Source organism: Gaetbulibacter aquiaggeris (assembly GCF_044003965.1).
Classification (GTDB): Bacteria; Bacteroidota; Bacteroidia; order Flavobacteriales; family Flavobacteriaceae; genus Yeosuana; species Yeosuana aquiaggeris.
The window spans coordinates 264221-289480 of the sequence record NZ_JBAWKC010000004.1; the positions used below are offsets into that span (position 1 = coordinate 264221).

23 protein-coding genes are annotated in these 25260 nt (G+C 32.4%); 9 read left to right on the forward strand and 14 right to left on the reverse strand.

The annotated features are described in order from the left end of the window. Positions 1–31 precede the first annotated feature (31 nt). Together V8G56_RS13000 and secA are read left to right on the forward strand one after the other, a co-directional pair. Positions 32–253, forward strand: a complete 222-nt coding sequence (locus tag V8G56_RS13000) for a DUF2795 domain-containing protein (protein ID WP_166963690.1) — start codon at positions 32–34, stop codon at positions 251–253. 164 nt (positions 254–417) lie between these two features. After that, positions 418–3771 carry a preprotein translocase subunit SecA gene (gene secA, locus V8G56_RS13005; RefSeq protein ID WP_395438885.1) on the forward strand — a complete coding sequence of 1118 codons (3354 nt, stop codon included), beginning with the start codon at positions 418–420 and terminating at the stop codon, positions 3769–3771. A gap of 285 nt (positions 3772–4056) precedes the next feature. Here secA and V8G56_RS13010 read toward each other — a convergent pair whose 3' ends face one another. The 6 genes from V8G56_RS13010 to V8G56_RS13035 all read right to left on the reverse strand — a co-directional run bounded on the left by V8G56_RS13010 (position 4057) and on the right by V8G56_RS13035 (position 8829). After that, positions 4057–5202 carry an alpha/beta hydrolase gene (locus V8G56_RS13010; protein WP_395438886.1) on the reverse strand — a complete coding sequence of 382 codons (1146 nt, stop codon included), beginning with the start codon at positions 5200–5202 and terminating at the stop codon, positions 4057–4059. A gap of 293 nt (positions 5203–5495) precedes the next feature. Then, positions 5496–6197, reverse strand: a complete 702-nt coding sequence (locus V8G56_RS13015) for a peptidoglycan DD-metalloendopeptidase family protein (RefSeq protein ID WP_395438887.1) — start codon at positions 6195–6197, stop codon at positions 5496–5498. Between the two features lie 4 nt (positions 6198–6201). Further along, on the reverse strand, positions 6202–7107 hold the full coding sequence (locus V8G56_RS13020; RefSeq protein WP_395438888.1) for a TIGR01777 family oxidoreductase: 906 nt from the start codon (positions 7105–7107) through the stop codon (positions 6202–6204). Between the two features lie 98 nt (positions 7108–7205). Continuing rightward, positions 7206–7883 (reverse strand): tRNA (5-methylaminomethyl-2-thiouridine)(34)-methyltransferase MnmD, encoded by a 678-nt coding sequence (gene mnmD / locus V8G56_RS13025; protein WP_395438889.1) that lies wholly within the window; start codon positions 7881–7883, stop codon positions 7206–7208. Position 7884: 1 nt separating this feature from the next. After that, entirely contained in the window at positions 7885–8319 is a 435-nt protein-coding gene (locus V8G56_RS13030) for a hypothetical protein (protein WP_395438890.1), read from the reverse strand. Positions 8320–8322: 3 nt separating this feature from the next. After that, positions 8323–8829: a DUF4920 domain-containing protein gene (locus V8G56_RS13035; protein WP_395438891.1), complete on the reverse strand. Its 507-nt coding sequence runs from the start codon at positions 8827–8829 to the stop codon at positions 8323–8325. A gap of 150 nt (positions 8830–8979) precedes the next feature. Between V8G56_RS13035 and V8G56_RS13040 the strand changes: the two genes are divergently transcribed. Then, positions 8980–10047: a branched-chain amino acid aminotransferase gene (locus tag V8G56_RS13040; protein WP_395438892.1), complete on the forward strand. Its 1068-nt coding sequence runs from the start codon at positions 8980–8982 to the stop codon at positions 10045–10047. A 46-nt stretch (positions 10048–10093) separates the two neighbouring features. Here V8G56_RS13040 and V8G56_RS13045 read toward each other — a convergent pair whose 3' ends face one another. Together V8G56_RS13045 and V8G56_RS13050 are read right to left on the reverse strand one after the other, a co-directional pair. Next, on the reverse strand, positions 10094–10480 hold the full coding sequence (locus V8G56_RS13045; RefSeq protein ID WP_395438893.1) for a pyrophosphohydrolase domain-containing protein: 387 nt from the start codon (positions 10478–10480) through the stop codon (positions 10094–10096). A gap of 515 nt (positions 10481–10995) precedes the next feature. Further along, entirely contained in the window at positions 10996–13035 is a 2040-nt protein-coding gene (locus V8G56_RS13050) for a dipeptidyl-peptidase 3 family protein (RefSeq protein ID WP_395438894.1), read from the reverse strand. 195 nt (positions 13036–13230) lie between these two features. Between V8G56_RS13050 and V8G56_RS13055 the strand changes: the two genes are divergently transcribed. Beyond that, on the forward strand, positions 13231–14253 hold the full coding sequence (locus V8G56_RS13055) for an SRPBCC family protein (RefSeq protein ID WP_395438895.1): 1023 nt from the start codon (positions 13231–13233) through the stop codon (positions 14251–14253). Between the two features lie 65 nt (positions 14254–14318). Next, positions 14319–14690 carry a fluoride efflux transporter CrcB gene (crcB, locus tag V8G56_RS13060; RefSeq protein ID WP_395438896.1) on the forward strand — a complete coding sequence of 124 codons (372 nt, stop codon included), beginning with the start codon at positions 14319–14321 and terminating at the stop codon, positions 14688–14690. Here crcB and V8G56_RS13065 read toward each other — a convergent pair. After that, positions 14687–15292 (reverse strand): DUF1684 domain-containing protein, encoded by a 606-nt coding sequence (locus V8G56_RS13065; protein ID WP_395438897.1) that lies wholly within the window; start codon positions 15290–15292, stop codon positions 14687–14689. The genes crcB and V8G56_RS13065 overlap by 4 nt on opposite strands. Positions 15293–15552: 260 nt before the next feature. Here V8G56_RS13065 and V8G56_RS13070 point away from each other — a divergent pair, with 260 nt between their 5' ends. Next, complete coding sequence (locus V8G56_RS13070; protein ID WP_395438898.1) at positions 15553–16749, forward strand: MFS transporter; 1197 nt, start codon at positions 15553–15555, stop codon at positions 16747–16749. Between the two features lie 16 nt (positions 16750–16765). After that, positions 16766–17740 carry a YpdA family putative bacillithiol disulfide reductase gene (locus tag V8G56_RS13075; protein WP_395438899.1) on the forward strand — a complete coding sequence of 325 codons (975 nt, stop codon included), beginning with the start codon at positions 16766–16768 and terminating at the stop codon, positions 17738–17740. A gap of 3 nt (positions 17741–17743) precedes the next feature. Here the strand turns inward: V8G56_RS13075 and V8G56_RS13080 are convergent, their stop codons facing one another. Next, entirely contained in the window at positions 17744–18307 is a 564-nt protein-coding gene (locus V8G56_RS13080) for a hypothetical protein (RefSeq protein WP_395438900.1), read from the reverse strand. 39 nt (positions 18308–18346) lie between these two features. Next, entirely contained in the window at positions 18347–18790 is a 444-nt protein-coding gene (locus V8G56_RS13085; RefSeq protein ID WP_331628839.1) for an Lrp/AsnC family transcriptional regulator, read from the reverse strand. Between the two features lie 169 nt (positions 18791–18959). Here V8G56_RS13085 and V8G56_RS13090 point away from each other — a divergent pair, with 169 nt between their 5' ends. Next, a complete protein-coding gene (locus tag V8G56_RS13090) occupies positions 18960–19301 on the forward strand; it encodes a hypothetical protein (protein ID WP_395438901.1) in 342 nt (113 codons plus the stop codon). 23 nt (positions 19302–19324) lie between these two features. On the opposite strand, the gene V8G56_RS13095 is transcribed toward V8G56_RS13090, so the two are convergent. The 3 genes from V8G56_RS13095 to V8G56_RS13105 all read right to left on the reverse strand — a co-directional run bounded on the left by V8G56_RS13095 (position 19325) and on the right by V8G56_RS13105 (position 24345). Next, positions 19325–19465, reverse strand: a complete 141-nt coding sequence (locus tag V8G56_RS13095) for a hypothetical protein (protein ID WP_395438902.1) — start codon at positions 19463–19465, stop codon at positions 19325–19327. Between the two features lie 317 nt (positions 19466–19782). After that, complete coding sequence (locus tag V8G56_RS13100; RefSeq protein WP_395438903.1) at positions 19783–23193, reverse strand: methylmalonyl-CoA mutase family protein; 3411 nt, start codon at positions 23191–23193, stop codon at positions 19783–19785. A 204-nt stretch (positions 23194–23397) separates the two neighbouring features. Further along, a complete protein-coding gene (locus tag V8G56_RS13105) occupies positions 23398–24345 on the reverse strand; it encodes an MBL fold metallo-hydrolase (RefSeq protein ID WP_395438904.1) in 948 nt (315 codons plus the stop codon). Positions 24346–24387: 42 nt separating this feature from the next. Between V8G56_RS13105 and V8G56_RS13110 the strand changes: the two genes are divergently transcribed. Beyond that, positions 24388–25095: a DUF4197 domain-containing protein gene (locus V8G56_RS13110; RefSeq protein ID WP_395438976.1), complete on the forward strand. Its 708-nt coding sequence runs from the start codon at positions 24388–24390 to the stop codon at positions 25093–25095. Positions 25096–25260 lie beyond the last annotated feature (165 nt).

Genomic DNA, 25260 nt, shown 5'->3' on the forward strand with positions numbered 1-25260 from the left:
TATTTTTGCAAAAAATTTAAACACTTATACCATGTATTGGACATTAGAATTAGCATCTTATTTAAGTGATGCACCTTGGCCAGCAACTAAAGACGAGTTAATAGATTACGCTATTAGAACTGGAGCTCCGCTAGAAGTTGTTGAAAATTTACAATCTATAGAAGATGAAGGAGACTCTTATGATTCAATTGAAGAAATTTGGTCTGATTACCCAACTGATGATGATTATCTTTGGAATGAAGATGAATATTAATAAAGCATAAAGAAAAGTTAAAAAGTCTCGATAAGAGACTTTTTTTATGCGCTATTTTTTACAAAACAGCATAACAAAATGTATCTTTGACTGCTTTTTGAAAGCAACAAAAAATTAAAATATTATTTAGGTGATTCCTAAATTAAAAATAAAATATATTATCCATGAGTTTTTTAAATTCAGTACTTAAAGTATTTGTTGGCGATAAGTCAAAACAAGATGTCAAAGCCATCACACCTCTTGTAAATAAAATAAAAACCTTTGAAACGGCTTTAGAAGCTTTATCGCATGATGAATTGCGAGCTAAAACCTTAGAATTTAAAGCAGCCATCGCTGAAGCAAATAAGGCTATCAATGAAAAAATAGAAACGCTCTTAACCGAGGCAGAAGCTACAGATGATATTGATGCACGGGAAGATATATATCTGGATATTGATAAACTTAATGATGAAGCCTACTTAGTTACTCAGGAGGTTTTAAATACTATTTTACCAGAAGCTTTTGCCGTAGTCAAAGAAACCGCCAAGCGTTTTGTTAACAACACAGAAATAAAAGTTACTGCCAATACTTTTGATAGAGAAATATCTGGAAGTAAAGGGTATGTCACCCTTGACAATGACCATGCGATATGGTCAAATTCTTGGGACGCTGCCGGTAAACCTATTACCTGGGACATGATCCCTTATGATGTACAACTTATTGGAGGTATTGCTTTGCATGAAGGTAAGATTGCTGAAATGCAAACCGGTGAAGGAAAAACGTTAGTTGCAACACTTCCTGTATATTTAAATGCATTGACTGGAAAAGGGGTTCACTTAGTAACGGTGAATGACTATCTGGCCAAACGTGATAGTGCCTGGATGGCACCTATTTTTGAATTTCATGGTTTAAGTGTTGATTGTATTGATCATCACCAGCCAAATTCTGATGCCCGTAAAAAAGCCTATAACGCCGATATCACTTATGGAACCAATAATGAATTTGGCTTTGATTATTTACGCGATAATATGGCGCATTCGCCAAATGATTTAGTACAACGTCCACATCATTATGCCATTGTTGATGAGGTGGATTCGGTATTAGTAGATGATGCCCGTACCCCATTAATTATATCAGGTCCCATTCCTCAAGGTGAACGCCATGAGTTTAATGAGCTAAAACCAAAAGTAGATGATATTGTTGCCGTACAGCGCAAATATTTAACCAGTGTTTTAGCGGAAGCAAAAAAATTAATTAATGATGGTGATACCAAAGAAGGTGGTTTAAAATTATTGCGTGTTTACAGAGGTATTCCAAAAAACAAAGCCCTAATAAAATTTTTAAGTGAAGAAGGTGTTAAACAATTGCTTCAAAAAACTGAAAACTTTTACATGCAGGATAACAACCGCGAAATGCCTAAGGTTGATGAGGAATTATATTATGTAATTGACGAAAAAAACAATCAAATTGAATTAACTGATAAAGGGGTTGAATATCTTTCTGGCTCAGATAATCCAGACTTTTTTGTAATGCCTGAAATTGGATTAGAAATTGCAAAAATTGAAAACCAAGGATTACCACTTGAAGAAGAAGCCAGATTGAAAGAAGTATTATTCAAAGATTTTGGAGTAAAATCTGAACGTATTCATACCTTGAATCAGTTATTAAAGGCTTATGCCCTATTTGAAAAAGATATTCAGTATGTAGTGATAGACAATAAAGTCATGATTGTTGATGAGCAGACCGGACGTATTATGGATGGTCGTAGATATAGTGATGGGTTACACCAGGCCATTGAAGCTAAAGAAAACGTGAAAATTGAAGATGCCACGCAAACCTTCGCTACAGTGACGCTTCAGAACTACTTTAGAATGTACAAAAAACTATCTGGTATGACAGGAACTGCGGTTACTGAAGCAGGAGAGTTTTGGGAAATATATAAGTTAGATGTGGTTGAAATTCCAACCAACAGACCTATTGTTCGTGATGACCGTGAAGATTTAGTTTATAAAACGAAACGTGAAAAATACAATGCGGTTATTGAAGAAGTAACACGATTATCAGAAGCAGGTCGCCCTGTATTAATTGGAACTACCTCCGTTGAAATTAGTGAGTTATTGGGGAAAATGTTAACCATTAGAAAAATACCTCACAACGTATTAAATGCTAAAATGCATAAAAAAGAAGCCGACATTGTTGCTGAAGCTGGTCAACCTGGCCAGGTGACTATTGCAACGAACATGGCTGGTCGTGGGACGGATATTAAATTATCTGAAGAAGTTAAAAAAGCTGGTGGTTTGGCCATTGTTGGTACAGAACGTCATGATTCTCGTCGTGTTGACAGACAGTTACGTGGTCGTGCCGGTCGTCAGGGAGATCCGGGTAGTTCTCAGTTTTATGTGTCTCTTGAAGACAATTTAATGCGTTTATTTGGTAGCGAGCGTATTGCTAAGATGATGGATAGAATGGGCTTAAAAGAAGGTGAAGTCATTCAGCATTCCATGATTTCTAAATCTATTGAGCGTGCACAGAAAAAAGTGGAGGAAAACAACTTTGGGGTGCGTAAGCGTTTGTTAGAATATGATGATGTTATGAATGCGCAACGTGAAGTTGTTTATAAACGTCGGCGTCATGCATTGCATGGTGAACGTTTAAGAGTAGACTTAGCCAATATGATTTTTGATACTACTGAAATCATTGCAGAAGCTAACAAAGGGGCCAATGATTTTAAAAACTTCGAATTTGAATTAATCAGATATTTTTCAATGCCTTCACCTATATCTGATACTGATTTTGGAAAGTTAACTGCACAAGAAATCACTTCTAAAGTTTATAAGGCAGCTTTTGATCATTACAAAGATAAAATGACTCGCAATGCAGATATTGCCTTTCCTGTCATTAAAAATGTGTATGAAACACAGCGCGATAAATTCAAAAGAATCGTGGTGCCATTTACAGATGGTATTAAAACCTTACAAGTAGTTACTGATCTTGAAAAAGCCTATGAAACTAAGGGAAAACAGTTAATTACAGATTTTGAGAAGAACATTGCGCTTGCTATCATTGATGATGCTTGGAAAACCCATTTACGTAAAATGGATGAGTTAAAGCAATCTGTTCAATTAGCAGTTCATGAACAAAAAGACCCTTTATTAATTTACAAATTTGAAGCTTTTGAATTATTCAAAGCCATGATTGATCAGGTAAATAAAGAGGTTATTTCTTTCTTGTTCAAAGGGGAATTACCTACTGAAACTCAAAATACTATTCAGGAAGCAAGAGTTAGAAAGCAGGAAAAATTACAAACTCAAAAAGACGAAATTCCTAATATGGACGAACGTTCTGCACAAAGCAGGGCGGCCGGGAACACCCAACGTCAACCTGAGGTGGTTGAAACTATTGTTAGGGACCATCCTAAAATTGGCCGTAATGACCGTGTTACTATAAAGCATGTGATGAGTGGAGAAAATAAAACCGTAAAATACAAACAAGCCGAACCTTTAATTAACAAAGGGGAATGGGTTTTAGTTGAAGACTAAAATTTTATTGACAGTAAAAAAAAGCCTTGACAGATAATCTGTCAAGGCTTTTTTAATTTTTTTAGCGAAATAATTACAAATTTTAGACTTGATTTTGTGAATAAAGAAGAATAACTTGATTTAAATGCTGATATAAATCATTATAACAATCCGTCATAAAATATTGTAGGTAATTAACAAAACCAACTGTCAGAATTAACAAAAAAACTATTGGCAAACGATATTATTTAAATTTTCCTTTAAAAATAAGATTGTCAATAGTTTCAATTACCACGTCAATATCATCTACTTCATAATGCTTGAACAAAATTTTAATGAAGTAGCTAATCTTGCAAACATATGTGTATGATGACCACCTTCGTAAGTTTCAAATGTGTGATCGATTGTATATTCATTTAACCTATTTATGACTGGTACATGAGCTTGTTGAGTTCCAATTTCATCAAGAAGTCCAACATCCAAATAGATTCCGTTTAAGGAATTAAAATCAAAATTATCAAGGTACAATTCTTCTAATAGGCTATATACATCATTTTGGTGCCAAAGGTTTACAACTTCGGGAACAAGCTCTATATGACCTTCATTATTGAAAACAAAAGGAAGGTCTACAAAATAAGGAGGATTGTTTAGGTTTGGTGACCAAGCGGCACTCATTGCATACCCAGCACTAGTAAAAAATTTTCTCGGGTCTGGACCTGTAAAACCATCAGGATTTTCTTGTTCAAGTACTGGACCCATTGTAAATAAGGCATCGACAAATAATAGACCACTGTGACTCGCTATAGTGCTAAAAACATCAGAATGTAGTAAACCAATTTTAAACGCTGCATAACCACCTTGAGAATGCCCTATAACCGCTCTTCCTGAAGCATCAGGAATAGTATTATAATTTTTATCCATGTAGTTTACGAGATCGTTTACAATAAAATTTTCAAAGTTTCCGTTAAGGATTGAATTTGTGTAAAAACTAAAACCATATGGCTCTGTCTCTGCATTAGGCATAACAATAATCATCGGTTCAATGTTGCCATCAGCTATAAGGTTATCAATCCAAAGTCTAAATCCTTCTTCAGGGAAATCGGGATATTCTTGAGTCCAAAGGTAAGGGGTAATCCAATCATCCCAGGTTTTTATATCAATAAATGCTTTTTCAGAAAATGGAAATCCATGTAGCAAATATACCACTGGATATTGCTGAGGACCATTTTTTTTGTAGCCTGGAGGTGTATAAATTTGCAGCTTCCTTGTAAAAGTGTTACCCACAAAATTACCCCTTAGGGCATCACTATTTATCACCCTATTTTGTAATTTACTTTTATAAACTTCTTCACTCTTCTCAACTTTCTTAGAAGTGAGATCTGTTGACTGTTCGCTAATTAAATCTGCTTCAATAGATTCAATCTCGCATGCTGCAAGACTTAATAATGACAAAACGCTGATTAATACTAATTTTAATTTTTTCATATCATAAATTTTTGGTTAATAATAGAAGTTTATACAAACTGTATTGTGCTATTATTAGTCAAATGAAGTCATGATAACTTTTTATTCCTTAAGTCAATACAGCTTATAAACCTTAAGTCAATCTAAAATAACGGATGTTAATTTTATATGCACTGATTTAAGTCAGTCTCAATTTATACGATACTATTTCTTTTAAATATCACCAAAAAATTGTCCTAGTTATAGTCAAAATCTGATAAAAATTAGATCATTATTGTAACTCAATTAAATAGAATGTTACTTAATTTTAATAAAGTATTGGGATCTGGGCAATTGTTTAAATAAAAATTCAAGTCTTTTTTACTGCAAACCCCTGGATAATCACCCTGATAGTTTTGAATATCTTTAATAATTTGAAAATGTAAATGAGGTGGATAATCACCATTTATGTGAGCATCCCCTAAATCACCAAGATGATCCCCTTGTTTAAAAGCCATACCTACTTTTAAACCGGCAATAGATTTTAAACTTAAATGTCCATAAAGTGTATAAAAAATTTGCCCTTTTAGATTGTGTTTCAAAATAATAGTTGGACCATAATCACCAAAATGTGTATTATTTTTAAAACTATGTACGGTAGCATCTAAAGGCACATAAACTGCTGTAGTAGCTGGCGCCCATAAATCAACACCCAAATGGATATTCCTTTCATTATCAGCTTCTGATTTATTAAAATGAGTACTTCTCTGGTAAATATTTCTCGTTTCATTATAACCACCAAAAGCAACCAAGCCCTGATAGTTTTTAATATGAGCATTGACAAAACTACCTAAAGCGGTTGTTGATGACACATCTATGGCTTTTAATAATTCATTATCAATTGATAAATCAAGAGGAACATATTTTGAAAACGGAATTGTTTTATCAAAGACATGAATACCTTTTGAACTAATGCCATTTAAAAAATTTGAAAACGCCTCCATAAAACTATTTCAATAAGTCTTCTAAAGCAGGTTCTAAATGATGGTACTTGAAGCTAAATCCTGCCTCTTCAATTTTTTTTGAACTCACACGCTGACTTAAAAATAATAAGGTATGCATGTCCCCTAAAACCAATTTCATAAAAACCTTAGGAATATTAGGCAACCATAAAGGCCTGTTTAAAACCTTTGCGCATAATTTGGTAAGATCAAGATTAGTAACCGGATTTGGAGCAACCGCGTTAAACGCACCCTCTAAATTATTATTCATTACATACATAAATAGTCCGGCTAAGTCTTTAATATGAATCCAGGACTGCCACGATCTACCAGAACCAAAAGCAGCTCCTAACCCCAACTTTATAGGTTTGCTTAATTCTGGTAATGCGCCACCTTTATCAGATAACACCAATCCAATTCTTATTTTAGCTACCCTTATATTTAACTCAGAAAAAGTATCAATAGCCGCTTCCCATTTTTTTACCACTTCACTTAAAAAACTAGCATCCCCTTCTGAATCAACTTCTTCATAATAATTGGATAAGGAATCCGGATAAATACCAATAGCACTAGCCGCAATGACCTGTTTTACTTGATTTTTATTATTTTTTATAGAATTTACCAGCAGTTGTGTGGTTTCTAATCTACTTGATAAAATCTCCTTTTTATATTCTGAAGTCCATCGTTTTGAAACCGTCGTACCGGCTAAATGAATAATCACGTCAACCTCTTTAAAACACTGAATATCAATCTCTTTTGTCTTTGGATTCCAGTAAAAACCTTGATAGTCTGCCTTATTTGAAATTTTAGATTTACTCGTAGTTAAATAATTTACGCCAATATTTTTCTTGTGACAAAGCTTAACAATTTCCTTTCCAATTAACCCAGTAGCTCCGGTAATTAATACACGCATTTTATTTTTTGAATAAAATTACAAAATGATACAGTAAATCAAATTAGATTTATGTTAGGTTTAACAAAAGTTAATACTATATATTAATAGCCTTTTAGTTATATAAAAAGTTTTATTCCGCGAAGCATCTCACGCTTACCCGGTGGTCCTGGTAATTTTTCAACTTTAAATCCAACCGCTTGCATGGCTCTGCGAACGCTTCCTTTGGCAGCATAGGTTACTAAAACACCTTCTACTTGTAAAGCGTCATACATTTTTTGAAATATAGTTTCAGTCCATAATTCTGGTTGTACTCGGGCTCCAAAAGCATCAAAATAAATAATATTGAAAATATTGGTGTCATTAATGTTTTTAAACTCTTTTTTTTGTTTGGTTAATTTGAAATCACCTGTAATATCCTGATCTGTTTCCCATGAGGTATCGTGCAGTTTAGAAAACAATTTTTCATCAGTTTTGAGCTCTTCAACATAATTAAGCTGATTTATTTCTTCTGCAATAACCGGGAACGCTTCAACACCTACATATTCAATTTTAGTTTGTGTTTCAGAAGATTTTAAGAGAGTTAAATAAGCATTAAGTCCGGTACCAAAACCTATTTCAAGAATATGAATAGGCTGTATTTTTGGGTGCATTTCTTTAAAAAAAAACAATCCATGTTTTATAAATACATGTTTTGCTTCTTGTATGGCCCCATGGACAGAATGATATTGTTCATTCCATTCCTCGATTTGAATGGTTTTTGAACCATCTGCTGTGGTTATTATGTTTCGTTTCAAACTAATTAATGAGTAACTTTTTAATTTTAGGTATGGGTCCTGTACATTCTGTTTTATGACAAGAGATACATAAATTAATAGCATTATTATAACGTTCAGAAATATCTGAATGGGCATCTGTATTACATATTTCTTTTTGATTTTCTACAAAAAGCGAAGAATATGCTTGAAACGTTTCATTACGCGATTTAAATTCTGATAATTCAGCGGTATAAATATTTAAGAAATTTGTAGGGAAATTGACAGGTGTTTTACCTTCTAAAATCTCTTGCTTTATTTTCAAGTTATAATCATACATTTCATTCATGAGTATGGACATCTCTGATGGTTTGTACATATCATAAACAATGTCTCCATTTATTTCTGTATTTTCCTTTTCGGAATTATTACAGCCAGAGAAAAACACTACTAAAGCTACCCATAAAAAAAATTTCACTTTTTACTTTTCTTTTAATAAAACGCCATCAGCTAAAAATGAAAGTGTCTTTTTTGGTTCAATAATAGCTGCAATTTCCTCCTCAGTTAAACCAGCATCTTCAGCATAGTGACGTTGCTCTTCAACTGAAACTTCTTCAACATAGGCTACTCCGTTTATTATGACTTCTTCTCCAGCAATATTTTTTGGCATAAAGAATCCGTAATCTTTAAATTTCACCATGACTTGCTCATTATTTCCTAAATCTACTTTCATCCAACAACCTTTAGCCTGACAAACTTCATCAACTTTAGCAATCATTTTTGAATTAATACTATCTCCTAAACTCATTGTTTTATAATGTTCAGACATTGATTGAGCCATTATGGCATCATCAGGAATTATTGACTTCCCAAAAGATTTGTATTGCGTTTCAGCAATATTTTCCATAGTAGTTTCAGATGTTTTGTTTTCATTCTTACAAGAAAATAAAACACTTATAAATAAAATTAAAGTGAAAATTTTTTTCATGACTAAGTGTGATTTTTAATTATCATTTTTAAGTTATTAAAGATACCTATTTTTGCCAAATTATACTTTTTTTATAAACTCTTATTTATGTAAATTTGTATGAATTAAGAATGCACTATATAAAGAGTGATTTCTTCAAAAAGAATACTAATGAATACAGCAGTGAGCGACATAGAAGTAATAAAAGCGAAAAAAACAAAAATACATGATGTAGATTTTGATCATTTGAGTTTTGGTAGTACATTTTCAGACCACATGTTGGAATGCAATTATAAAGATGGTAAGTGGCAAGCACCAAAGGTGGTACCCTATCAACCAATTACTTTAGATCCGTCTGCTAAAATTTTTCATTACGGCCAGTCCGTTTTTGAAGGCATGAAAGCCTATAAAGATGCTAAAAATGATATTTATTTATTCAGACCGTTAGACAATTGGAAACGATTAAATATTTCATCTAAACGATTAGCGATCCCTGAAGTTCCGGAAAGCTATTTTATGGAAGGTCTAAAAACTTTATTAAAACTGGATAGTGAATGGATTCCTAAAAAAGAGGGGAGTTCTTTATATATCAGACCATTTATTTTTGCCACCGGTAAAGGGTTCCATGCGTCGCCAGCCAATGAGTATAAATTTATCATTGCTTGTGCACCCTCTGGTGCTTACTTTGCAGGAAAAGTAAAAGTTTTAATTGAAGAAACCTATTCTCGTTCTGCCAATGGTGGCGTGGGATTTGCAAAAGCTGGCGGTAACTATGCCGGGCAATTTTACCCAACGCAATTAGCTGTAGAAAAAGGCTATCAACAAGTTATCTGGACCGATGATAATACGCATGAATATATTGAGGAAGCAGGCGCCATGAATATTTTTATCAGAATTAATGATACCTTAATAACAGGTCCAACAAGTGACCGTATTTTAGATGGTATTACCCGAAAAAGTATTATTGAATTAGCAAAAGCGGAAGGCATAGCCGTTGAAGTAAGAAAAATTTCAGTTCATGAAGTGGTAGCAGCGGCTAAAAACGGCTCTTTAAAAGAAATGTTTGGAGCAGGAACTGCTGCGGTCATCTCTCCTATTTCAGGTTTTGGTTATCACGGAGAAGATTTTGATATACCAGAATTAGAAAACACCTATGCAAGTTTAATGAAAAAACGTATTACTGATATTCAAACCAACAAATGTGAAGATCCTTTTGGATGGCGTTTTAAAGTTGAATAATAATATAATCATAAATAAAAAAAGGCAGCCAAATAGCTGCCTTTTTTTATTTATCTAATATTGCTTCAATGTTAGGCTTAAAATAATTGGGGCCTTTTAAAACTTTTCCATCTTCTCTATAAACTGGCTCACCATTTTCACCAAGTTTACTCATATTACTACGTTGTATTTCTTCAAACACTTCTTCTATTTTATATTGTAATCCATGTTCAATAATAGTACCACATAAAATATATAACAAATCACCCAGTGCATCTGCAACTTCAACTAGATCATTATTGTTGGCAGCTTCTAAATATTCTTCATTTTCTTCACGCATTAATTTATAACGTAACAAATTTTTAGCTAATCCCAAATCAGCTTTGGGCGTTTCTCTGTGTCCTATTTTAAATGCTGTGTGAAACGCTTTAACTGCTTCTATTTTATTTTTCATTGATTAACTTAGTTTTAATTAAATTTGCATAAAAATAGGAATATGTTTAGTAAAGGTCAAATCATTTTTGGAATTATCTTTTTTATTGTTTTCGCCATTATAATAGGGTTTACTTACCGAAAAGATTTAAAACTTCACAAACAATTTTATGCCGGAAGTATTTGGGTTCTTCTTGCTTTTATATCATTTATCTTATTTATTACCGCTATAAAATTTATATTTAAATAAATAATCCAATCATTTTATTGAATTACCATAATACTCAGTAATTCAAATTAAACTACATTTTTTTTAAGGGAAAACAAGAAAGTTAACTGTTCTATAGTTAGTTAATAACTTTTGACGCAACCATTTTTATAATGGTGTATCTATTGAATAAGAAACCAAAATAAACATGAATATAGTTATAGCAGTTACTGTTCTTATAATAGTAAATATTCTTCTATTAGTGTTTAGTGTAAATAAAAAAACAGAACCCTAAAGATTCTGTTTTTTTATTTAATTCATTTAAACTTTTAGTTTACCTCAGGTAAAAAATGATACTTTTTACCATAGTCAATCATTTGTCCGGCAAAAGTTTCAGGTTGAGTTACTTTAATTGCCAAAATTTCTCCAGCATCATTTGTTTCTGGAACTAAAACCGGATTTACAAATCCTGAATAAGGAGCTGATGTAAATTGTTTGTTTCTTTCTAATACTTCAGCATGCAACACCTGATCTACTTTCACTCCATAAGTTTCAACTAAATGTTCAACAGCAGCATAATCTCCTTCAGATTTTATGCGTTGCGTTTCACGTAATAATTGACCAAATAAATCGCGAAGTTTTGCATAGTCATTGATATTAAAATAAGTTTTTCCATCGCGTGTTACTTTCTCGATTACATTATCAGCTTTTCCTTTATCAAAAACCCAAGCCGATACCCATTGTCTGTTTCTCATATGGGCTTCTTCAACATCATCACCAAGGTTTAATCTGATTAATTGGGTTATTAGGCCATTTCTTATGTAACCATCATAAGCTGCTTTCCCAACTTTTTGCCAGTCATCAACCAAACCTAATTCTTGCAGTTTAGAATCATATAAGTAATATAATGCTACTAAATCAGCGCGGCCTTCTTCCAAAGTGGAGGCATAATTTTTTAATGTTTCTTTAGTCTCTCCAACTCCAGGATTCATTTTACCGGAAGCATGACCAATGACTTCATGTAATGCCGTATGTAACTTATCTCCTACCTGACCATAGGTTTCTTCCAATTGAAGTTCCTCTTCATCATTGACAAATTCTTTTAAACGACCTGAACTAGCCGCATTATTATAAGCCTCAATAATATTACCTAAAGAAACCGATTTGCTTCCAACAGCAGCTCTGATCCAGTTGGCATTTGGTAAATTAACCCCTATTGGTGTACTTGGCGAGGCATCTCCAGCTTCTCCTGCTACATTAACCACTTTATAAGTAACACCAACCACATTTTCCTTTTTATGTTCATCCATCAAAGTAGAATTATCTTCAAACCACTGCGCATTATCTGAAACCACTTTCATTTTTTGTGACATGTCAAAATCATTGATTTGTACAATGGTTTCATAAGACCCTGTATAGCCTAACGGATCATTATACACTTCAATAAAGCTATTGATATAATCAATATTACCAGCAGTTGCTGACGTCCAGGCCACATTATAATCGTCCCAGATTTGTAAATCACCTGTTTTATAATAATTAACTAGCAACCCTAAAGCATTGGCCTGGGCCTCATTTTCAGCTACACCTTTTGCTAATTCTAACCATTTGATAATTTCATCGATAGCAGAGCCATATAAACCTCCTGATTTATAGGTACGTTCTTTTAAAACCCCATTCTCTTTTACTAATTGAGAATTTAAACCAAAAGACAAAGGTTTTGAGGCATCGGGTGACTTCTTATTTTTATAAAAATTAATAACATCATTATTGGTGACGTCAGGACCATACATATTTACTGCAGAAAGTAATACGTTGTCCACACCTTTTCCTTGATTTACTTTTTTTGAATCTTTATCATTAAAAATAACCTCAAAAGCTTCACCTTCTAAAACTGTATTGGTATCAGTCAATAATTGGTTTAAATAATCAGCCGAAAACTCAGGTTTAATTTTATCATTTGAGTAATGGTGATGAATTCCATTACTAAACCAAATACGCTTTAGGTAGGTTTCAAAAGCACCCCATTCTGGTGTGGATTTATCACCCTGGTAATTGTTATAAACAGATTCTAAAGCTTTTCTAATGGTTAGATTGTATCTGTAGTTTTGATCCCATATGATATCTCTTCCAGCTAAACCAGCCTGCGTCAAATAGTAGGCTAATTTTTGTTCTTTTAATGTAAGTTGCTCCCAACCGGGAATTTGGTAACGCAAAATTTTAATGTCAGCAAATTGCTCAACATTGTAGTTAAACTGTATACTATCTTTTACAGCTAAATCTTCTGAAATTTTATCAGATTTTTCATTTCCACAGGATGTCAAAAACAAAGCTAATAATGACAGTCCTAATATTGATTTTAGTTTCATTAAATAATTATTTATTATTTTTTAATTTATTCTTAAAAAACATAATTAATAACGAACGTTTTGTAGAATAATTCTCATTAACGGTTTTTAATTATTAAATATGTATTTTTATGCTAACAAATATAAGAATTTATTAATGAATGAATTAATTTGATTACCTTTGATTTATTCTTTTTTTTCAAATAATTTGTCCCCATGAAAGCATTTAAATATTTCTTTTTTTTAGTACTAATTTTTACTATTGGTTCTTGTATTTATATTGCTGTTCAACCAAATTCTTTTGATGTGACGAGAACACGAACAATTGAAGCTCCTTCTGCTGTTATTTATAAGAATGTTATTGATTTTAAAAACTGGGAATCTTGGTCTTCATGGGCTGAAACTGATCCTGATTTAAAAATTTCATTATCAGAACAAACAAAAGGTATTAATGGCGCTTTTTTTTGGGAAGATAAAAATGGGGTTGGAACCATTAAAACCATTGAAACCACACCTTTTAACAGTATTCAACAAGAAATGCAAATTTCAGATTTTCCTGTATCAAGCATCAACTGGAAATTTCAACCAAATGAGGACGGATCAACAGAGGTCACATGGAATGTTATTGGTGATGATTTACCCTTTCTGTTTAAAATGTTTACAGTAATTAAGGGTGGTATGGAAAAACAAATTGGGCCACATTATGAGCGCAGTCTGGAAAAACTTGACAGTATGGTGGTTTCAGATATGAAAAAATACAGCATTGAAATTAATGGTTTTACAGAACATAGCGGCGGTTATTACCTTTACAACACCGCTTCCTGTAAAATTGATAATTTAAAAAATAAGATTGATGATTTATTTCCAGTGATTAAAAATTATGCTTCAAATAATAATATAGCTGTTTCCGGATTCCCTTTCATATATTATCATACTTATGACATTGAAAATAATGCGGTCATATTTTCATGTTGCCTACCTACAAATTCCAGAGTTATAACCACCCAAAATGATATTTTAACTGGTCAATTAGAGCCTTTTAAAACACTTAAAACAACACTCAAAGGAAATCATGCAAATTTAAAGGAAGCATGGGATTTGAGCATGACGTATATTTCTTCTAGTGGTTTTAATTTCAATGAAAATGGTCCAATGCTGGAAACTTATTTAACTGATTCTTCAAACGTTCCGAATCCTGCAGATTGGATAACAGAAATCTATATTGCTTTAAAAGATTGATTTTAATAATTACGTCTTAATTTTTATCCTATTTTTGAAAACAGAAAGCAATTAAATTTTATTGAATGAAGCATGCAATTCTTGTTTTTATAGGTGGTGGTTTTGGCAGCGTCCTTAGGTTTGTTATTGGTAAATATTTAAATAGTACTGCATCCGGAATACCTTATGGCACTTTTTTGGCTAACATTTTAGGGAGTTTACTCATTGGGATTATTCTAGGACTAGCAGCTAAAAGTAGTACGCTTTCACAAAGTCAAACGGTACTTTTAGCCACCGGGTTTTGTGGTGGTTTTACTACCTTTTCTACTTTTGCTTATGAAAATCATGTCTTTTTAAAATCAGGTGATTTTACAAGTTTTGCAATTTACACGATAGCAAGTTTTGTTATCGGGTTTATAGCTGTATTTCTTGGACTGTATTTAGTGAAATATATTTAGTGATCTTTAAACTTCTTTACACCTGCTTCAATTCTTGTTCTTAAATAATTTTCTCTTGGAACAATAGGACAAGAATATTTGTCATTATAGGCACAATAAGGATTATAAGCAGAATTAAAATCAATTATTAATGTATTGCCTTCCGGAATTCTCAAATCAATGTAACGTCCGCCTCCGTAACTTTCAACACCATTTGTTTCATCAGAAAAAGGCAAAAACAAATAATTCTCATAACCTTCCTGTTTTTTTAATTCTTGATTTTGATAAACATTCAATTGAAAAATTTCATCGTGAAGAAAGAAATCCAAGACGCCATACTTCACGTATTCCGGAAGTCGGTCAGTAGTTGTTTTCATTTTAAACGGTAGCTCATTAGTAGTTCTTGTAAATAATGCTTCTATGACATAAGTAGGGTCATATTCAAAAAAGTCCAAGCCCTCAAATTCCTTCCTGTCTTCTTCCTTTAAAGGAGAAGAGGTGGCATCTTTATATTCAGCATTTATTTCTATTTGAAATTGTGTTTCACCTTTAATAGGCTGTTTACCATCATTACAACTTGATAAGCACATTAAAACAAGAACGAATGTAATAGCTAACTTCATTTTAAATATTTTCTTATCAAAAATACAATTTCCAAATATTTTATATACATTTGAAAATAAAAATAAAATAAAAATGAATAATAACGTCATAATTTGTAGACAATACTGGACATCAAAACAAAGATGTTGGGCTTGTTATGTGTTGTTATGATATAAATATAATATTATACCATATGTAAAAGTCCAACTGTAAAGTTGGACTTTTTTTTATCTAAAATACCAAAGAAAAACATCAAAAAAGTATTGAATCAATCAAAGAAATGCAAACACTTTTTATAAAATACATAAATACCTTTAAAGGCCTTTCTACTGAAGTATGGTGGCTAGCCTTAATAACTCTTATCAATAGAGCTGGTACTATGGTGATACCTTTTCTGTCCTTATACTTAACAAAAAGCTTACATTTTTCATTAAGCGATGTGGGGTGGATTATGACGGCTTTTGGTCTAGGTTCTGTTATTGGGTCTTGGCTGGGAGGTAAATTAACTGACAAAATTGGCTTTTATAAAGTCATGGTTTTTAGTTTATTTATTTCAGGATTGTCATTTATTATTTTACAATTCTTAACAACATTTGCTGCTTTTTGGATGGGTATATTTTTAGTAATGGTTGTTTCTGATATGTTTAGACCTGCCATGTTTGTCGCTTTAAATTCTTATAGTAAACCAGAGAACAAAACCAGAACGGTAACGCTAATACGACTTGCTATAAACCTTGGTTTTTCTGCCGGACCAGCTATTGGCGGTATTATAATTATAACCATGAGTTATGGTGGCCTTTTTTGGATAGACGGTATTACCTGTATGCTAGCTGCTTTAGTTCTTTTAAAGGTCTTACATCCAAAAAAAGCTAAAACTCTAGATCATTTGAAAATAGAAAATCCGCAATCGGCTTACCAAGACAAAATCTTTTTGCTTTTTTTAGCAGCCATGGTCCTATTTGGTATTGTCTTCTTACAATATTTTTCTACAATGCCACTTTATTATAAAGATGCTCATTATTTAAGTGAACTAGAAATTGGCCTATTATTAGGTCTTAACGGATTTTTAATCTTTGTGTTTGAAATGCCATTAATAAAGTGGTTAGAAAATTCAAGATTCACAAAATCTGGTTTAATGTTAATGGGAGCTCTTTTAACAGGGTTGAGTTTTTTTGTTTTAAATGTAAGCTCATGGTCTGGTGTTTTAATAATAGGCATGCTACTCATGACATTTGGCGAAATGATTGCTTTTCCGTTTTCTAATGCGTTTGCTATGGAAAGAGCTAAAAATGGAAATCCAGGAGAATACATGGCTTTATATAGTATCTCATTTTCTATTGCCCATATATTTGGGCATAATGCAGGATTGCAGTTAGTTGACGTTTTTGGTTTTGATAAAACTTGGTATTTAGCTACATTACTTGCTGGCTTCTCTGTATTTTTACTTTTTATTTTAAATCAGAAATTAAAATATTAAGAGATAATAATAAATTATGGTTTTAGAAAAAGAGGTTATAATTGTTGGTGGAGGTCCTATAGGCATTGCCTGTGCCTTAGAATGTAAAAAAAGAGGCTGGAATTATTTAGTTTTAGAAAAAGGCGCCTTAACAAATTCCTTATTTAATTACCCAAAAAACATGACCTTTTTTTCAACTTCTGAAAAATTAGAAATTGATGACATTCCATTTATCAGTAAAAACCCGAAACCAAACAGAGATGAAGCTTTAGAATATTACAGACGCGTGGCGACTTCAAATACATTACATTTAAATTTATATGAAGTCGTTACAAGCATTAATAAAGAGGATACTTTATTTAAAATTGAAACTAATAGGAATCATTATATTACCAAAAAAGTCATCCTTGCCACCGGGTTTTATGATATTCCCAAACTTTTAAATGTTCCGGGTGAACAGCTCCCTAAAGTAACTCACTATTATAAAGAAGCACATCCATACAGTATGCAAAGTGTCATTATTGTTGGAGCGAGTAATTCATCAGTTGATGCTGCTCTTGAAATTTGGCGCAAAGGCGGCCATGTTACGATGATAATAAGAGGCAAAGATATAGGTGAAAGAGTGAAATATTGGGTAAGACCAGATATTTTGAATCGAATTGAAGAAGGTAGCATAAAAGCTTTTTACAATTCAGAAATAGTTGAAATTAAAGAACATGAGGTGATTATTTCTACGCCTGAAGGCATTAAAAATATTCCAAATGATTATGTTCTTGCACTTACGGGATACCAACCTGATTTAAATTTTTTAAAAGCCATTGGTGTTGATTTATCTCATGAAGAAAATAAAATTCCTAAATATAACTCAGAAACTATGGAGACGAATATTGTAGGTCTCTATTTAGCAGGCGTTATATGTGGCGGTATGGAAACCCATAAATGGTTTATTGAAAACTCACGCATGCATGCTAAACAGATTGTAAAGCACATTGAAAAATCTAAAGAAAGGTAGATTTTAAATCGTATAAAACATTTCGGGCGTTATTTTATTAAACTCTTTATCTCTATCCAACTTGTTTTCATACTTTTCTAAACCACTCTTAATAATTTCTTGCATGTCGTTTTGATCTTTTAGCAATTCATTTTCATCAAAAACTATAGGTTCCTTTTTTGTCAAGAGTTTAAAAACTCGTTTCATTTTCTTATCATCATTAAAATCTAAAATATTAAATTTTACACCCGCAGAGAATGCACCCATCACAGCATTGGCCTCCACTATATAAATTTTATCTGCTAAAAGATCGGCTTCTAGATAATCCGTATTTTCGCCTTTTACCCAAAATAAGTGTTTTCCTGGTTCACATTCATATCTCAAATAGTTTTTATCTTTAAATTTTCCCAAGTATTTTTCACCATCAAAGAAGCGAAAATTCATGATAGCCCCTAAAGCTGAAGTGCGCATTATATATATAACTGATTTATTCTCTGATGGGGATTGAAATGTATTTTGGGCCTCTACTTTGGAAAAGGGTAATACTAAAATAACTGCTGTAAAAAAGAAAGTTTTAACAGATTTCATAACCTTATATTTTGTTATCTAAAGATAATTAAAATAAGACTATTTCACTGGTTTTACCTCATTGTATTTTACCACATGCGACAAAACAATTTGAGTCTTAGTTTCGCCATAAACAATAAGCTGGTCAATGAAAGATTCTAAATGTTTTTGATTTTTAAAAACTACTTCCATCACAATATTTTCATTTCCCGTAATTCTATAACAATTCAAAACCTCATCATAGGTTTTTACTTTTTCAAGAAATGGTTTTAACATGCCCATGAACGCTCTCAGAGTTATTAAGGCTTTTAACTGATAGCCAACATCTAAAGGAGATACCGAGGTTTTATATCCTTGTATAATTCCTGCGTCTTCCATTTTTTTTATGCGCTCTGAAACTGCAGGAGAACTTATACCAACAATTTTCCCAATAGCCACATTTGATTGTCTGGCATTAACCTGCAGACACTTTAAAATCTTCCAATTTAAAGAATCTAATATCATTAAATAAATTTAACTATTAAAACTTAATTATTAAAGTAAATATACAATTTTACTTTAATATTAATAGTATAAATTGCTTACTTGTAAGTAATTTTGATAAAATTGCTTTTAAAAGATGTTGCCTACTATTCCATCCCACTTATCTGATCTGCCTATTTATAAAAAGGCTATGGAAATTTATATCTTATCTCGAAGTATTTCGTCTTATATTCAGTATGACTTGATAGATATCAAAGCAGATGGTACTGAAAATACAGATATTTATTTTTCTGGTGACATCATTCAACAATCAGTGTCATTAGGACCAGTTATAGTAAATGCAGAATTAGAGCGTTATTCTGACAAAAAGTATAAACATATAGAAGCATTACAGCGACTTACAAGTCTGTTATATAAAAATTCTTTTCGTTTAGAATATTCAAATAGTAACGGTAAAGACTTTTTACCAATATTACGAAGTGAATTGAAAAAATTTAAAAAGCTTCAACGTAACTGGATGTTAACCTTGTAATTTTAGTAAAAAATTCTTTTTAGCTATTTAAAGCGCACCTCTTGCTGATTATTTAAAATAATGGCTTCTATTTGGTAATATTTTTCAGATTTTATAATGTTTAATAACCAATCTACATGGTTTTTAGATTTTCTTTGAAAATTATAATTAAGTGAAGTTTCCATAGTCATAGTTTATTTTTAAAAGATTAAATAATAGTTACAATAAATTTAGAGACAAGACAAAATTAACTAGGGTAACTGAAACTATAATAACAAAGAATAAGATATTAGTTGTATGGGCAGATTCTTCCTTTTATCGCAAACCCAAGACAAAATTCAACGATTATCTGCAATGTTAAAATGAAATATTTTGCTTTAAGTTATTAAGTAAGCATTATTGATTATTTGTTGATTCTTTCAAAAATTATCAGCAAAAAAAATCACACATAATTATATGTGTGATTCTGGTTCTCAAAGAGAAAACACTTATGCTAAATAGCTTACATGTTTCTTCTATACTGGCCTCCTACTTCAAACAAAGCGTTAGTAATCTGTCCTAAAGAGCAGACCTTACAAACTTCCATTAAAGCTTCAAAAATGTTTTGATTATGAACGGCTACATTTTGTAATTCCTTCAATATATCATCCGATTTATTTGCCGCATGCAAATTATGCAACGTTTTAATTTGAAATTGTTTTTCTTCTTCTGTTGCCCTAATAACTTCTTTTGGTTGTATTGTTGGTGAACCTTTACTACTTAAAAAGGTATTGACTCCGATAATTGGAAATTCACCATTATGCTTTAAGGTTTCGTAGTATAAACTCTCTTCCTGAATTTTGCTCCGTTGATACATAGTTTCCATAGCTCCTAATACGCCTCCGCGTTCGGTAATTCTATCAAATTCCATCAACACAGCTTCTTCAACCAAATCAGTTAATTCCTCAATGATAAATGATCCTTGAATTGGGTTTTCATTCTTTGCCAATCCCAGTTCTTTATTAATAATAAGTTGTATGGCCATAGCACGACGAACAGATTCTTCTGTGGGTGTTGTTATGGCTTCATCATAGGCATTGGTATGCAAAGAATTACAATTATCATAGATAGCATATAAAGCCTGAAGTGTGGTACGGATATCATTAAAATCAATTTCCTGAGCATGCAAACTACGCCCGGATGTTTGAATATGGTATTTTAACATTTGAGCCCGCTCATTAGCGCCATATTTATGTTTCATGGCCTTTGCCCAAATTTTTCGCGCTACACGTCCAATAACAGCATATTCCGGATCAATACCGTTTGAAAAAAAGAAAGATAAATTTGGTCCAAACTTATTAATATTCATGCCTCTGCTCAGGTAATATTCTACGTACGTAAATCCATTAGACAATGTTAAGGCTAATTGGGTAATAGGATTGGCCCCAGCTTCTGCAATATGATAACCCGAAATAGAGACCGAATAAAAATTGCGCACTTTGTTTTCAATAAAATACTCCTGAACATCACCCATTAAACGCAATGCAAATTCGGTTGAAAATATACAGGTATTCTGTGCCTGATCTTCTTTTAAAATATCAGCTTGCACCGTTCCTCTGACTTGTGCAATTGTTTTTATTTTAATGTCTTCATAAACCTCCTTAGAAAGTACTTGATCGCCAGTAACACCAAGCAACATTAAACCCAACCCGTCATTTGTTTCAGGTAATTCTCCATTATATTGAGGACGAACTTTTCCTTTATATAGTTTGTTTATCTGCGCTTCAACAACCTTTTCTAATCCGTTTTCCTTTATGTATATTTCACATTGCTGATCAATAGCTGCATTCATAAAAAACCCTAATAACATAGGAGCCGGTCCATTTATAGTCATACTCACTGAAGTCAATTCATGGGCTAAATTAAATCCGGAATATAATTTCTTAGCGTCATCTAAACAACAAATGGAAACTCCTGCATTTCCAATTTTCCCATAGATATCTGGTCTGAAATCCGGATCATTACCGTAAAGCGTCACACTATCAAAAGCGGTTGACAACCGTTTGGCAGGTAATCCTGCACTCACATAATGAAAACGCCTGTTGGTTCTTTCAGGTCCACCTTCTCCAGCAAACATTCTTGCTGGATCTTCTCCTAAGCGTTTAAAAGGATATAAGCCCGCTGTATAAGGAAATTCTCCTGGAACATTTTCCTGCAAGGTCCAATTTAATATATCTCCCCATGCCTGATATTTTGGTAAGGCCACTTTAGGAATTTGTATATGCGATAATGATTCTGAATGTGTTTCGATTTTTATTTCTTTACCGCGTACTTTAAAAGAATAAATAGGGTTTTTATATTTATTTACCTTTTCTTCCCAACCTAGCAGTATTTCCCAATTATATGGATCAAGGTTTAATTTTACTCTGTCAAACTCGCCAAGTAATAACTTTATAAAATCTTTATTTTCAAGACCATCATTAAATTCTATCTCTAACCCTACTTTATCCAACCTTGGTTTATCTCCCAATACTGATTCTAAGGTTTTGTAAATACCGTATAACTTTTGAGCTACTTCTGCTTGCTGAGAAGCTGTTTTGTCATAAGCACGATTATTTTCCGCAATTTCAGATAAATAGCGTGTTCTTGCAGGTGGAATCACAAAGATCTTCTCACTCATTTCATTTGAAATGGTAAAGGTTGATTTCAGTTCAGCCTTTGTTTTGTTGACAATGGTGTCCATCACGGCCTTGTAAAGCGTATTCATTCCGGGATCATTAAACTGAGAAGCAATAGTGCCATAAACCGGCAAATCGTCTTGATTCATGTGCCATAATTCATGATTCCTCATGTACTGCTTTTTGACATCCCTTAAGGCATCTAATGAGCCACGTTTATCAAATTTATTGATAGCCACCAAATCTGCAAAATCAAGCATATCAATTTTTTCCAGTTGCGTCGCAGCCCCAAATTCAGGCGTCATGACGTACAACGACACATCGCTATGCTCAATAATTTCAGTATCAGATTGCCCAATACCAGAAGTTTCTAAAATAATCAAATCATACTCTGCGGCCTTTAAAACTTCAACCGCTTCATTAACATATTTGGATAAAGCCAAATTTGATTGACGCGTTGCCAAACTACGCATGTAAACACGAGGATTGTTAATAGCATTCATTCGGATTCTATCTCCTAAAAGAGCGCCACCTGTTTTTCGTTTTGATGGATCTACAGATACAATTCCCACCGTTTTATTGGGAAAATCAATTAAAAACCGCCTTACCAATTCATCTACTAATGATGATTTCCCAGCACCACCAGTTCCTGTAATTCCTAAAACTGGAGTTGTAGAGGTTTTGTTTTTAGAATGAATTGCCGCTAAGGTTTTTTTAGCGATCTCAGGAAAGTTTTCTGCTGATGATATGACTCTTGCTATTTCCTTTGAATCTTTATTTTTTAGTGTATTTATGTCAGTATCTAAAACATCTCCTATCGCAAAATCAGATTTTTCAACCAAATCATTAATCATCCCTTGCAAGCCCATTTCACGTCCATCATCTGGAGAATAAATACGTGAAATGCCATAATCCATTAACTCTTTTATTTCAGAAGGCAAAATAACGCCGCCGCCGCCGCCAAAAATTTTTATATGTTCAGATCCTTTTTCTTTTAATAGATCATACATGTATTTAAAATACTCATTATGACCACCTTGATATGACGTTAAACAAATGGCATTCACATCCTCCTGAATAGCGGTATTCACCACTTCATCAACACTTCTATCATGTCCTAAATGAATCACTTCAACACCAGTAGACTGTATAATTCTTCTCATTATATTAATGGAGGCATCATGCCCATCAAATAGTGAAGCTGCTGTGACTATTCTAATTTTATACTTTGGTTTATATGGAGCTATTTGTTTCATTAATAAAATTATCTATTTTTTGCCCTGCAATTTACGGAATATTCAAAAAAATATACTAATTATCCTTAATTATATAAATCTATATTGAGATCCAAAGCTGTTCTTTTAAGCTATTTTAAACTAACAATAAAAACAAATTGTTATTAATAAAATTAAAAACATTAATACATTGAAAGATTATAAGATCAAAACTGTTAATTCTTCTCAATCAAGTGAAAAATCAGCGCCTTCTTTCGCAAAATGAAACCCCAAATTTTGAATACTATCGTTTAATGTACTCTTTTCCTTTAATGCAGGATTGGTATGATTTAAATGAATGAAATAGATTTTTGATTTTGTTTCTAAAGATTCCTTTTCAAACAATTTGACTGTTTCAACAATAAATGGATGTGGAATTTCTTTCATAGGTCTCGATATTTCTCCATCTTTAAAAAAGCTTGCGTCAATAAAAGCATAATCCACCTTTTTAACTTCATCAACTATGCTTCGCTCCAACAAATACCATTTATTAATATCTGGAATAAATAAGGCGGATTTCAGTTTTCCTTGAATTTTATAACCAACGGTTTCAGAATATTCATCTCTGTGAGGCACTAAAAATGGAGTAATTTTTAAATCCTTATTTAAATTTATTGTTGAATCGTTGTGAAGTGGCTTTAATTCTATATTTTTCATAGTAACTAATTGACTCCATGGACCGTTGGTCTCGAGATAATGTTTCATTCGTGGCATCACATATACGGGAATATCTTTAGCACTCATAGCTTCTTTTCCAAAATACATTAAACCCGTATAATGCCCTATATGCCCATGGGTAAGAAAGACCCCATCAATGACATTACCATTATCTAAATGATTTGATTTCAAAATTTGTATTTGCTGGGTAAAATCAGGTGTCGCATCAAAAATATATTTTTTGTTGTCTTTTAAATCCACCAACCCTAAACTAACTATTAATTTTTTTGATTCAAAACCTTCATAAAATGCTCGACAACAGTCTTTGTCACAATTAATATGAGGAAATCCGGCATCTTGAGCCACGCCTAAAACAGTAATATATTGATTACTATGTTTTGAAGCCTTTTTATACTTTTTTGAATCGCAGCTAACTAATAAAAAACTTAATGTTAAGAAATAAAAAAAAACTCTCATTTGTAAAACTTATATTTACCTAAATATATTAAAAACGTCATGATGTTAAGAAAACTATTCGCTTTTGTTCTCTTTTTTAATTTAATGTCTTGTGCAGAACTGCAACAAGTAGTGAACCAAATGCCACAAGGAAATCCCATTATAAGTAATGCTGATATGGCTGCAGGATTGCGTCAGGCTTTAGATTTTGGAATAGAAAAACAAGTAAGTAAACTTACGCAAACTGATGGTTTCTATAAAAATGAATTAGTGAAAATTTTATTACCGGAAGAACTACAAAAAGTTGATAAAGCCTTAAGAGATATTGGTTTGAGCAGTTTGGCTGATGAAGGAATAAAAGCGCTTAACAGAGCTGCTGAAGATGCCGTAAAAGAAGCCACCCCTATTTTTGTAGATGCTGTCAAGGGAATTACTTTTTCTGATGCTAAAAACATATTACTTGGAAATGATGATGCTGCCACACAATATTTATCGAGCAAAACACAAACAGCTTTATATGCCAAGTTTAATCCTGTGATTAAAAACTCATTCAATAAAGTCGGCGCTGATCAAATTTGGAGCAATTTAATAACTAAATACAATAATATCCCCTTTACAAGCAATGTCAATCCTGATTTAACAGATTATGTTACCAATCAAGCATTAAAAGGTGTTTACACTATGATTGCGGTTGAAGAAAAAGATATCAGAACTAAGTTTAATTCAAGGACAACAGATTTGCTCAAGAAGGTATTTGCATTACAAGATTAAATAACAGATTGCCCTTAAAAGAATAACTTACTCTACATTTTTGTAAAATCTATCAAAAGCTATAGTCACGTCCTTATTATTGCTTATCGTTTCCCATAATTGACGTACAGAACCATCATCGTTTAAAGTCCATGAAATACGATGATAAAATGGTTGCCCTTTTTA